Raw genomic sequence first — 12,465 nt, 5'->3', positions numbered from 1 at the left:
GCAGAGGCGCTCAACGCCACCAGACATTGAAAAAAATGGCATGCGGACGCGATCTAGATTCAAATTGATATCATTATATTCAGCGCATAAACCGTTCAAATCAAATCCCTAGCGCTGCCCGTAACTTCTCAAACCAGCTTGACGGTGCCTGAGCACGCAACGGGGGTTCAAGCTCGCGGACGATCCGTTCACCAATGGCACCGAAGCCGAACTGCGACACTGCCAGATCGCGCCCCTTGACCGCAATACGCCGAGCCAGGTTTGGATCGCTGCGCAACACCGCAAGTTTCGTACGCAACTGGGGGATATCGCGGTAAAACACCACGTTGTGCATGTCCTGCAGGCCCAGCGCCCGGTTCTCCGCGTCTCCCTGATCATACGCAAACAGCACGCACCCGCACGCCATGGCTTCGAAGTTCTTGATCATGTATTCGCCCATGCCGACATCGGCACTGACGAAAAACTGGATGCGGTTGAGCGTATCGCAGTATTCCTCTCCGGATTTGGTGCGGGTGACCACCAGTTTCTCCACCTGCCCCAACTCATCCAGCAACGCCTTTCGACCGCTGTAGGCCACACTGTTGGTGCTGCCGACGAAGGCCAGCTCGATGTCTCGCTCGCGCCCCTGATCACTGAGGAGCGTCTGGTCGTAACCTTTGGGGACGAAGACCGCGTCGAAGCCCTCCTGGCGGAGGCGCTCACTGACCATGAACCCGGAACTGATCACCCGCACCCACGGCATCTTGCGGTAATGCTCGCTGAACTTGCCGGTGTATTTGCACGGGATGTAATTCTGATAGGCGTCGTGTTCGAGAATCACCAGGTTGGGCACGGTACGAATGAAACCCGCCTGACGAATCTCTTGCTTGAAGCGCAGGAAGAACACGATGCGGTCGTACTTCGTGACGTCGACGTGCTGGCGAAAATAACGGCGCAAGTGGCGCTGATCGTCCGAGGTCAGCCAGCGCAGGTCGCACTCGCAGCTGGCAGCGACGCCTTCGTAAAGGCGATCCAGAATCGCGCGTTGCTCTTTCTGGACCAGAAATAGAACCTTCATGGACTTCCTTATAAAACCTGATCATGGATGCCCGGCCGCCCGACCACCGATCGTGGTCGAGGGCTATCAGAGCTCCTTGCGCCAGAACAGCTCGTGGCGACGCACGGCCTTTCTGAAAAACTCGTTCTCGCCTTCCGCGGGCCATCGTCGGCCAGCCAATACCGTCTGCAGCCATCGCCGAACCCGGCGTTTGAGCGGAGCAGGCGGCTGCAGGTCATGCATCATACCCAAGGCCATGGCCTTGTCTCGTTGTTGTTCTGCATTGAGTTCAATACTGTAGGGGACCAACGTCTCGGAAGGCTCGAATACCGGGGGCAGCGCCACGCCGCTGTATGCGTTGCCCATCGGCCAGCGATCGTTATCGTGCAAATGATTGGCGTACCCGAGAATGACGTTCGGCTGCCACTCCAGCCCCGTCAACGCCTCCAGAACCGCCGCCTGTGAACAGATGTGATCCGGATGAGGATCAATCGTGGCATGCGGCATCACCACGACCTGAGGTCGTGCGTGCAGCAACAGAGCCCGCAGGTCAGCGATCAGGTTGTTCCAGGTGGGAGCACCGTCCTCATCGCCGGGCAGCACCATGGCGTTGAACTGGCGAAACAGACGCGTATCGTTCAGATCCGCTTCACGGGACGCGACAGGCTGATCGGGCGTGGCCTGCATGGCAGGCAACTGCAAACAGAAATACCCCAGCTGTACGCAACGAGACTCCGGCACGCCCGCCCAACGCGGCACAGTGATGCTGTCCCAGGCCCGCAGCCGGCCTTTGATCCGCGCGGCATCGGCGCGACTCATCCCCATCTGCTGATAATGCCCGGCTTCGATTTCGCCAGCGGTAAGCGTCACGATCCAGCTTTCCTCGGCCTTGGCGTACAAGCCGAAAGCCGCCAGCTCGGCGTCATCGGCATGCGGCGCGATGACCATGACCCGCTGGCGCCGCGCATCCTCATGGCGGAACGACCAGAGTCGCGGAGACCCCTGAATGCCGCATCGCCGCCCGCGAATGCGCAACGTACCTGCGTTCAAGGCCGCGTAAAAGCCGGTGAGATTGAGGTAGCGCAAACCGTTCACGCCGCGCTCGAACGCCTGGCTGTCGCTCATCTCTCCACTGGCGAGCTCGACGGACGGATCGAGGAAACGGCCCAGCCATGTGCTTTTGATCGGCAGCGCAAGCACCAGCGTCTCTGAGCCGTCGAGGGCCAACGAGGGGTCAAGGTGCAGCAGATCCCCACGCAGCTCCACGCCAGGCACTTCGCTCTCTGCAGGGAACCGATACTGATAGTCGTCGCCAGGTGAATAAAACAGGTGGTCGGCAAACCACGCCTCGTGAGCCACCCACCCCAGCACTGCCAGAACCAGGGGCAACCACCACGCCAGCAGGACGCCGAGCAGAATGAGGACGACCAACGCCGCCATCAACGCCATTCGCTTGTGACGGCGATGACGCTTGAGCAATGCCTGTTTGCGACTCACACCTGAAACACCGGAACGGGGTTGCACCAACGATCCTTGTATTCACGATCGGCACGACCAAAGGAAAAACGCAGCGGCTTGCCCAGCGCCCGGGCATGCTCCCAGGCGCTTTGCGTATTGAGGAAACTCAACACGCTGCCGGGGCTGAACTCACGGGTCTGGGGATCGACGCCACCATTGATGTATTCGATGCTGATCCACTCGGGCGCTTCGACGCGGTACACCAGCTGAATGGCAATCGGGGCATCGTTGAGGAAGATCACTGACCCGATGAGCAGTTCACGCAGCAGCTCGATGACATCGGCCATTCGCTCGGCACCGGTCGCGGCAAAACCCCAGCGACGCTGAAACAGGTCGCAGTACATGCTGGCCAGTTCAGCGCTGGTGAAGTCGGTGACGGGACGAACGATGCCGCCGGCTTCTTCAAGCAGCCGCAGCTCGCGACGCTGGTTGTAACGGAATTTCTTCGACAGGTCTTCCGGCGTGCGCGCCATGGCCAGCGACTCGGCCTGCGGCTTGAGGGTCGCGATGCGTCCCTGACTCAGCGCCGAGAGATAGCGGCCACGATGACGCAGCGGAACGTGAGCATCGGCAGCCACCGGCAGGATCAGCTCAGCGTTGCCCAAATCGTACAGGCCCTTTTTGCCATGACGTTTGAGCACGTCCTTGGACAGCGCCAGCGAGCGCCCCCAGGTCGGGATTGCGGCTTTCAGCTCGCCGTCCCGAGGCCATCCCAGGTAACGCACCGGGATTTGCGCCAGGCCCGCCAGACGTTCGACCACCAGAGGATGCGTGGCGACACTGCCACCATAACGTTGCCAGGCATGTTGATAAGCGGTCGCATCGATCTGCGTCCAGCCACGCTCACGCCAAGCTTGAAAACGATTGAGCATCAGGACTCCGCAGTCAGGTCGGTGACTTGCGGCAGACGCCAGAACACCCTGCGTACCGCCTCATCGGAGAAGCGATCACGCAGGCGGTCCAGCATCATCTCGGCGCAGGATTCACGCTGCACGGCATCCAGCCGCGACAGGTGAACCAAGCCCTGCGCCAGATGCTCGGCATCCTTCAACGGAAACAGGATACCGACGCCTTCAACGACTTCCTTCGCGCCGCCACACGCGGTGGCGATCACCGGCACGCCGGCAACCATCGCCTCCAGCAGCACCATGCCGAACGGTTCGTGATCGGAGCTCAAGGCGAAGGCGTCGAATGCCTTGAAATAACGGCTGGCCTGCGGCACTTGTCCCAGCAGCATCACCTGATGGCCAATACCGAGTTCCATGGCCAGCTCTTTGAGATCCTGCTCCAGACGGCCTTTGCCCAGGATCACCAGTTGGCTGTTGGCGGGGAGGCTGGGCAATGCCTGAGTAAATCCGCGCAACAGCGTCGCCTGGTCCTTGTCCGGATGCAGGCGTCCGACGTTACCCACAATCCAGGCGTCCTGCGGCAGACCCAGCGCCTGGCGGGCCTCTTCGCGCGGCAATTGGCTGGCCGCGAGCGCTTGCACATCGATGCGGTTATAGAGTGTCTGGATACGTCCGGTTGGCCACTTGGGCAGGCACCGGCGCATGTCGTCACGCACGGCGTCAGACACGCCGAGCAGGCTCAGGCGCATGCGGAACAGGTGAGCGAACAGCTTGCGGCTGCGGCGCTGGTAATCACCAAACGCGTGATGCACACCGATCACCGGCAAGCGGGTCGCCAGCAGTGCGATGTAAATCGGTTTGAAGCGATGAGCGATACAGAACGAGAAGTTTCGGGAGGCAGCAATCTTGCGCAGGTCGCGAATGGCGCCCAGCTTCAAGCCACGAATGGCCTTGGAGCTGTACTCCATGAACAGCACGTCATCCGAGGCGCAGTTTTCGGCCACCTCGGCGTCCGCCGTGCCGGTCAGGAATACGGTGGTCACCCGATATCCCTTCCCCGCGAACAGGCTGGCGTATTGACGGGCACAGTCGAGAAACGGCCCGTCATAGCCGTGGCAGAACTGCAACACATGGCGCTCAGCCGAGCGTGTCATAAGTGTCCGCGCCGTCTTTTACCACCAGGATGTCTTCCATGATCAGGTACTGCAGATCCGAGCCGAAGAACATGTTCAGGGCATCGGTCGGCGAGCAGATCATCGGTTCGCCACGACGGTTGAGCGACGTGTTGAGCGACACACCATTACCGGTCAGGTTCTCCAGCGCTTTCATCATGTCGTAATAGCGCGGGTTGTATTCACGCTTGAGGACCTGGGCACGGGAAGTGCCGTCTTCGTGGACGACTTCCGGCACGCGGGTCTTCCACTCTTCGGCGACTTCAAACGTGAAGGTCATGAACGGCGCAGGGTGATCGATCTTGATCATCTGCGGCGCGACGGTGTCGAGCATCGACGGGCAGAATGGCCTCCAGCGCTCGCGGAACTTGATCTGGTGGTTGATGCGGTCGGCCACGCCGGCCACGCTCGGGCAACCGATGATCGACCGACCGCCCAAGGCGCGCGGACCGAACTCCATACGGCCCTGGAACCAGGCGACCGGGTTACCGTCGACCATGATTTTGGCGATTTGCTCCGGCATGTTTTCGAGCTTGCGCCATTTTGGCTGGCTCGGGTGACGGGCACAGGCCGCGATCACGTCTTCGTTGCTGTACGACGGGCCGAGGTAGACGTGCTCCATCTTCTCGACCGGCACGCCACGGGCGTGGGAAACGTAGGCCGCCGCACCGACGGCAGTACCGGCGTCACCGGAAGCGGGCTGGACGAACAGCTCTTTGACTTCCGGACGCGCGATGATCTTCTGGTTCAGCTTGACGTTCAGCGCGCAACCGCCCGCGAACGCGATCTTGCCGGTTTCCTTGAGGATGTCACCCAGGTAGTGATCCATCATCTGCAAGGCCAGCTTCTCGAACAGCGCCTGCATGCTGGCGGCGTAGTGGATGTACGGCTCGTCGGCAATGTCGCCTTCGCGCTTGGGACCCAGCCACTCGATCAGTTTTGGCGAGAAGTAGAAACCCTTGCCCTTCTCTTTATAACGACGCAGGCCGATGACGTTGGCGTACTCGGTGTTGATCACCAGTTCGCCGTTCTCGAAGCTGGCCAGACGCGAGAAGTCGTATTTGCTGGCGTCGCCGTACGGCGCCATGCCCATGACCTTGAACTCGCCGTCGAGCATTTCAAATCCGAGGAACTCGGTAATTGCGCCGTACAGACCGCCCAGGGAATCCGGATCGTAGAATTCCTTGATCTTGTGGATCTTGCCGTTTTCGCCGTAGCCGAAGAACGTGGTGGCGTACTCACCCTTGCCGTCGATGCCCAGAATCGCGGTTTTCTCTTTGAAACCGGAGCAGTGGTACGCGCTGGACGCGTGAGCCAGGTGGTGCTCCACCGGCTCGATCTTGATCTTCTTCGGGTCGAAACCCAGTTGCTCAAGGCACCAGACAATCTTGTTGCGATAGCGCTTGTAGCGACGGTTGCCCATCAGGATGGCGTCGAGCGCGCGGTCCGGAGCGTACCAATAGCGCTTGGCGTAGTGCCAGCGGGCCTCACCGAACAGGCTGATCGGCGCAAACGGAATGGCAACCACGTCGACATCGGACGGCTTGATGCCCGCCTGTTCCAGACAGAACTTCGCCGATTCGTAGGGCATGCGGTTCTTTGCGTGCTTGTCGCGAACGAAACGCTCTTCTTCGGCGGCTGCCACCAGCTTGCCGTCGATGTACAGGGCCGCGGAAGGATCATGGCTAAGGGCGCCGGACAGGCCAAGGATCGTCAATGCCACTAGGGTCTAGCCTCTTAAGTCTGCGTGCAGGCGGCATGCGCCTGATCAATAAGGTGTGCCCGGCACAGGTGCGGCGGGCAGCTAAAGGGCGGGATTATAGCGTAATGAAGGTCGTATGGCGCTGGGCAATAGATATGTACCGCCCCGCGCCTGTCGAGTGGTGATTGATTGTGCGTCCTCAATCAAGCGGGCCACCCGCACCACTCATGTCCTTGATGAAAGGATGATCAGGAACCCCACATGGATGCATTAACCCCTACGCCCGCCGCCATCAGCGCTCAGGCAGACGCCGCGTCAGCGGCCTTGAAAGCACTCGGTCGTCTGCACACGACCCTGACCGAAGAACTTCGGGCGCTGCCCCAGCCCTCAGAGGCATTGCTGAACGCCATTCAGGCGGACGACAGCGATGAACTGGAGCGAGAAACCACGGCATTTCTGGAAACCATCGACGCGTTCTGGAGCGCGGCGTCTGCTCAGGGAAACAGTCGACAGTCACTGTTCGCTATCAGCCTGCAGCAAGCCCTGCAGCAGGAAATCGCGCTGAAAATTCACGACCGCGACCTCTGGCCAGACGTTGCGATGCTTGTCACAGCCAAGGATTCATCAACCGTCCGGGCCTGTTCGCTGCACATCAGGCTGGGCGAACAGGCCTGGATCGAGATCAAAGGGGCGCTGTTCCTGCAGGCCTCGACGGGGCCTGGCCTTCTGGCGTTGCCAGGAATGGGCCTGACTCAGTTCGCTGATCAGCAAGCCCTGATCACAACGGTGGTTCAGTGGCTCAATGACGACGCCTTGTGCGATGCGCTGTTCATCAACGCCGATTGCCTGTATCGGGACGCCGTGCGCGCCATTCTCGACGACCCCGACCTGCACCTGGAAACGTTCACCGCAACGGATATCAAGCTGGTGCCGATCACAGGCGATCCCTATGCCTATGCGGTCAGCCGCCAGCTCGACAAGCAACGCCAGGACATACGAAGCACCTGCATCCAGGCCCACAACTGGAACCCTGACGTACGCGCGCAGGCACTGGCGAACGCTACCGAAATGCCCGGTTTGTTCGGCCCTGCGGCCATGCTGGCGCGACGCGAGCAGGCTCAACTAGAGGTACAACTGCGGGCAAGCTGGCCCTACTGGATGAAGCTGGCCGATACCGACGCACGCCGGGAATACCAAACCCGGATCACCCGCTACGATGACGCCCGCCAACAGCTCAACACCGCCCTGAACGGCGCAACGTCGCCTTCGACCTACGCCCGACTGTGCGTACAAACACGATTGGCGAACGATCATGGCTACGACCTGGATCCGTCAATGGTCACCGTCAGTACCGAACGGCAATTACCGGTGACCGGCGAAACCTATACGGCAAGCCAGTCTCTGACCCTGTTAGCCCTTTATGGCCTGCATTCCGGAGACCGCCTCAAGGGTTCGGATTTCCTGACGCGAACCGTTGTTTCAATTGACGGCGTCGAGGTTTCGACACGCTATCCTCAGCTCACGCCCGACTACCTCGCCGACCTGATCGAACCGCTCGACGCCCGTTCACATTTCGGTGAATACCAGCGCACCCAGTATGGCAAGCCAGTGAATCAGGCGTTGATGGCAGCGGTCATCCGCCACCAGGTCAGTGCCCTGGGGTACGCCGCCAACATGCAGGGCCACCTGACGGACGACGATTTCAGCCTGCTCGAGTCCATCAGCAACGCGGCCGGGAATGACGCGCTCAGGCGTGTTCAACTGATCAGACTCAACCAGCAGGGAACGCTGGGCAACATTCTGGTGTTCAGAAAAGAGGACGCGACAGGCCAGGTCGAACGACTGATCATGTTCACCGCCGACGCACCGAGAAATCAGGTGTTCCAGGCGTTCAACAACGAAGACCGATTACGCGACGAGTTGGTCAGGTGGAGCGCCGATCCTCTGATGAGCGACTACCTGCTTGGCCAGATGGACGCCTCAAATAGACAAGCCCTGAGAGGAAAGCTCAACGCGCTGGCCCACCTTCCTGAACGAGACGCGAACTTCGTTCAGTTGTTGACACAGGACGCTTACGACACCGCGCTAAACGCGATGGTCGACGAGCACGTGCGGATCACGCTTGCCGATCAGAAGCGCCACACACCGGACTGGTATGTCCAGGCGAGTACAGAACAACGCCAGCAACTGGTGAAGTTTGAAAACGACGCCGCAGGCGCTTTGCGTCAGTATGAAGCGCAGTCGCATACCCAGGTTCAGCCATTCGAGGCCTATGTCCGCGAGCGTGCCAGCCAGAAGCTCAACCAGCTGCTGGGCGCGAGCGCCGGAACGGTCGATCCCGACAGCATTGTCATCACCTCTCCGCGCCAGACGCTGACGTACACACAGATGGTACGGGACGGTTACGACGACAGCCTCGATTTCATCAACGAGAGCACCGCCTCCACGGCCACCTTCAGCGGGCCGGAAGGCGTCGACCTGAGCCCGCTTACACCTGCCATCGTCGCGGGTTCGGTCCGCGGCAACTGGCTGGCAGACGAGTACAGCGCGCTGGTGAAACGCACGCTGCTCGACCCGCAATCGCCCGGCTACGAATACCGCCGCACGACCAGCCTGTTGATCACCCAGTTGCAGATGCAGGCCGCTGCGCTGAGAAGCCTGGTGCAAGGGCATATCAGCCCGATTCAATACCAATGGCTGGCCACCTCGATCGAGAATCTGGACCGCAACGACAGCACTACCCGCGAGCGCTACCCGGTTCATCCTTTGCAGATACATGTGGACAAACCGTTCATTGGTTCTGGACTCCCAGGCATTGACCAGATTGTCATTCCCGACACCACCTTGATCCATGTCGAGACGGTACAGGGCTGCTTCGCCCTGCTACCGACCGAGATTCGGCTGGCTGCGCTGCTGTATACCCCTCAGGCACCGGATAGCATCGAGTTCCGGCTGTTCAGCCGTTTCACCGAGTCGCTGCAAAACAGCGGCATGATCGATTACTACAAAGACCGTTGCCGTATCGCTGCGCGCCGGACGCTGTCGTTCTTTCTCAACGACATGAAAAACGGCAAGGCGGACAAGGCGCCCTTTTTGACGCGCGAACCGATTGCCGACCTTCGCGAGGTCTGCTTCAACCGGGTCATCGAACGCAAGTTGCGTGATGTCGATGACACGACCACAAGCCGCAGCGACATGCTGACCCAACTGGCCTGGACCAGTGTGGAAATCATTGCCACGGCCCTGACCTTGCCGTTTCCACCGGCCAGCTTCGCCGTCGGTGCGGCCCTGTCGCTGCGCGATACCCTGCTAGCGGTCAAGGCGCTCGCCAGTGAACGCCCGGAAGATGCCAACCTGCTGATCCTGGCGTCGATTTTCAACGCACTCGGCGCCGCAGGCGATGCCGCCTCGGGCTTGAAAGGCTTCGGCGGCATCGTGCGCAAACTGGAAGCACGCTCTCCTCGCCACACCGGATGGACACCGCTCACACCGGACCTCCAGTCAATGGATCGAGCCGTAATAGCCTCTCTCGATGAAGTCCTTCCGGACAGGGCGGTCGCGCTCGCACTGCCTGAAACCACACCCGGACTCAGCGGCCATGCCACGGGGGTGCGCCTGGAAAACGGCAGGCACTGCATCACGATGAATAACCAGACATATCAGGTGCAATACGACGCGCGTCTGCGTTGCTGGAATATCGTCGACCCCGCCAATCCGTTCGCCTTCTTCGGCAGGCAGCCTGTGCGGCTCAACGACGACGGAAACTGGGTATTACTGGACCGCACGAACCTGCGCGGCGGTGGCCTGGACGACCAGGCACGCTTCACCCCGTTACAGGAGCAACCTTCGCACGCGACCGTGCCCAGCGCCGACATACTGGAGTATGAACTGCCTGCCCATCTCCAGCCTGCGATGACGCGTATCCTGGCAACGAGCCCGCAGGATCCTACCGGTCTTGGCATGGAGGAGTATTTCGAACTGGTCTACGGTCAGGCTCGGCATATGTACACCTCTCTTAGAGAAAAGCTCTACCGGGACGCCCAGGCATTCTTTCTCCGGACGGCCCTCCCGCCCAGACCAACGCTGCCTGATATCAGGCCGTCGACAACGCTGAGCGCCTTTCTCGAAAATGCGTTCTCTCACAGCAACGGCCTTGTGCTGAGCGAGTCCATTGATTCTGTGGCCAGCAAACGCCTGCTGCTTCTCAACATGCCGCTGCTGGCACAGCAGCGCGTCGAAGTGCTGTACATCGAACACCTGTTCACCGATAAACACTTGAGCAAGCTGGCCAAATACAAAGCCCAAGGCTCAAGGGTTCGAACCGGGTCTCACGAAATAAAGGATCATCTGGAGTATCTGAACGACGGTGCGTTGAGCAATCAGAGCCGCGAATACGATTACTACCACCTGATCAAGCAAGCCCATCGGCACAACATCGAAGTACGCCCTTTCAGCTCTTCAGTGAGTTATCCGATGCGGGAGCACCCCGTGGTCATCGCCGCCGAGGACAACGCCGCCGCTCAGAAAATGAGCAACTTTTTCGGCCATAAGCTCATCAGCGGGGATGTGGCAGCTCAGCCCACTCGGCGCTGGGTCGCGTTACTCGACCACAAACTGGCGACCACGCACGACGACGTTCCGGGCATCGCCGAACTTCAGGGCGCGATCAGCGTGGAAATCAAAGACGTACCGGCCGGTCGTGTTACTCGCATCCGTCGTACGCCAGCATCCGCCAGCGCTGAGGTTCAACCGAGCGGCTGCGACTTCAAGATCGAGTTCGCCAATCCACACCTCACCGAACCACCGTCCATCGCCGCAGTGCCCACCGCTCTGGATAACGCGTTGCGGCAACAACTGGACAGTGCGGCCATGGGTGGCACGCACACCGGCGACCATGGGTTTCATTGGGACGCGGACGCAGGCTGGCAGAGGGTCGACGCCGAGGACTGGCTGCCGGAAAGCCCGCCCACGGCGCTACAGCAATCCTTTGCCGACCCTGTCTATGAGGTGTCAGTGGACGCCAGACCAACAGTGCATGAGCTCGCGCATTTCAAACGCAAGGGTCTGGACTGGGAATATCACTTCGAAGAGCCTGAGCTGGAATCGGTCCGGTCCGAGTTCTTCGCGCGGCGCCAACAGCTTGAAAAAGATGCACGAAGCATCCTGACCACCGAGCTCCCCCCTCGCCCCACGATGCCCGTCCTGACACCGCATATGGACCCACAGACGTTCATCCGGACGCTGTACGAACACACCGATGGCATGGTCATCGGGGAGTTTCACGACTCCCTGGCCAGCAAGAAGCTGATCATCGACAACCTGCCGCTGCTCGCCGAGCAGAATGTCAAAACGCTCTACATGGAGCATCTGCTGACCGACCTGCACCAGACCGATCTGGACCGCTTCATCGACACCGGCCAGATGAGCAAACGACTGCTGCACGACCTCAAAACGCTGGATCAGGGTCATGTGACAGACCCCGACGGCGTGTACACCTTCGAAAAGCTGGTGATCAATGCCCGAGAGCACGGCCTGGAAGTTCGCGCCATCGACTGCGCCGCGAGCTATTACCTCAAAGGGCTGTCGTCAGACTCATTCACGGGTCGACAGCAGATGATGAATTACTTCGCTTCGCGCACGATCCGCCGTCATCAGGCCGTCATGGGCACCCACCGCTGGGTGGCGCTGGTCGGCAACAGTCACTCCAACACGTACGCCGACCTCGTGCCGGGCCTGGCCGAGCTGGAAGGTGGCATCGGCCTGCGCGTACTCGATGTATCGGTCGGCACCTCGCGCGGCATCACACTGGACCCTGGTGAGCGCGTGCGAATCCCTCTGCGTAATCGTGAAGAATTTTTGAAAGGCGATTTCAGGGTGGAGCTGGAAGTCCGCAGAAGCCCCGCCGCAATCCGGCCACCTCAACCACTGACGATCGAGGACCGTCTCTCACGGCCCGGGATGTTTCTGACTGAGCAGCAGGAAGGCGGCGCGTACGTGATCATCCACAGGTCGCGAGACAACGAAATCCATCACACGCCCGTCCGGCTTAACGCGGTGGGCAATGTGTTTGTGGAGCGCCCGAGCTGGACCGCAATCCATCGGCGTCCCTATGAAGACATGGACGCGCTGGTGTTGGCGCTGGAGGACATCAACCTGACGCGCGTCGGTTAACGAGTTCGCAGCAAGGAA

The 12,465-nt window shown here is 60.4% G+C and carries 6 protein-coding genes; 1 reads left to right on the top strand and 5 read right to left on the bottom strand.

Annotation, left to right across the window (positions count from 1 at the left end):
• Window positions 1–100 precede the first annotated feature (100 nt).
• The 5 genes from BMY73_RS14915 to BMY73_RS14895 all read right to left on the bottom strand — a co-directional run bounded on the left by BMY73_RS14915 (window position 101) and on the right by BMY73_RS14895 (window position 6,297).
• Window positions 101–1,057 (bottom strand): glycosyltransferase family protein, encoded by a 957-nt coding sequence (locus BMY73_RS14915; protein WP_062379107.1) that lies wholly within the window; start codon window positions 1,055–1,057, stop codon window positions 101–103.
• A gap of 66 nt (window positions 1,058–1,123) precedes the next feature.
• Window positions 1,124–2,533, bottom strand: coding sequence for a PIG-L deacetylase family protein (locus BMY73_RS14910; RefSeq protein ID WP_175500187.1), 1,410 nt, complete (start codon window positions 2,531–2,533; stop codon window positions 1,124–1,126).
• The gene (locus tag BMY73_RS14905; RefSeq protein ID WP_062379111.1) at window positions 2,530–3,426 is read right to left on the bottom strand and encodes an antimicrobial resistance protein Mig-14; all 897 of its coding nucleotides are present in this window, start codon (window positions 3,424–3,426) and stop codon (window positions 2,530–2,532) included. Before BMY73_RS14905 ends, BMY73_RS14910 begins: the two co-directional genes overlap by 4 nt.
• Window positions 3,426–4,556 carry a glycosyltransferase gene (locus BMY73_RS14900; RefSeq protein WP_062379113.1) on the bottom strand — a complete coding sequence of 377 codons (1,131 nt, stop codon included), beginning with the start codon at window positions 4,554–4,556 and terminating at the stop codon, window positions 3,426–3,428. The genes BMY73_RS14905 and BMY73_RS14900 overlap by 1 nt, the downstream gene beginning before the upstream one ends.
• The gene (locus BMY73_RS14895) at window positions 4,540–6,297 is read right to left on the bottom strand and encodes a carbamoyltransferase family protein (protein WP_062379115.1); all 1,758 of its coding nucleotides are present in this window, start codon (window positions 6,295–6,297) and stop codon (window positions 4,540–4,542) included. Before BMY73_RS14895 ends, BMY73_RS14900 begins: the two co-directional genes overlap by 17 nt.
• Window positions 6,298–6,537: 240 nt before the next feature.
• On the opposite strand from BMY73_RS14895, the gene BMY73_RS14890 reads away from it, so the two are divergent.
• Window positions 6,538–12,447 (top strand): membrane-targeted effector domain-containing toxin, encoded by a 5,910-nt coding sequence (locus BMY73_RS14890; RefSeq protein WP_092408021.1) that lies wholly within the window; start codon window positions 6,538–6,540, stop codon window positions 12,445–12,447.
• Window positions 12,448–12,465: the final 18 nt, after the last annotated feature.

Origin of the sequence: Pseudomonas sp. NFACC02 (genome assembly GCF_900110765.1) — a bacterium.
Lineage (GTDB): Bacteria > Pseudomonadota > Gammaproteobacteria > Pseudomonadales > Pseudomonadaceae > Aquipseudomonas.
This window is presented reverse-complemented; position numbering and strand designations above follow the sequence as displayed.

Bases quoted from the DNA above. Each gene is read 5' to 3' on its own strand.
- BMY73_RS14905 (WP_062379111.1), bottom strand. From the start codon at position 3,426: ATGCTCAATCGTTTTCAAGCTTGGCGTGAGCGTGGCTGGACGCAGATC.
- BMY73_RS14890 (WP_092408021.1), top strand. From the start codon at position 6,538: ATGGATGCATTAACCCCTACGCCCGCCGCCATCAGCGCTCAGGCAGAC.
- BMY73_RS14900 (WP_062379113.1), bottom strand. From the start codon at position 4,556: ATGACACGCTCGGCTGAGCGCCATGTGTTGCAGTTCTGCCACGGCTAT.
- BMY73_RS14915 (WP_062379107.1), bottom strand. From the start codon at position 1,057: ATGAAGGTTCTATTTCTGGTCCAGAAAGAGCAACGCGCGATTCTGGAT.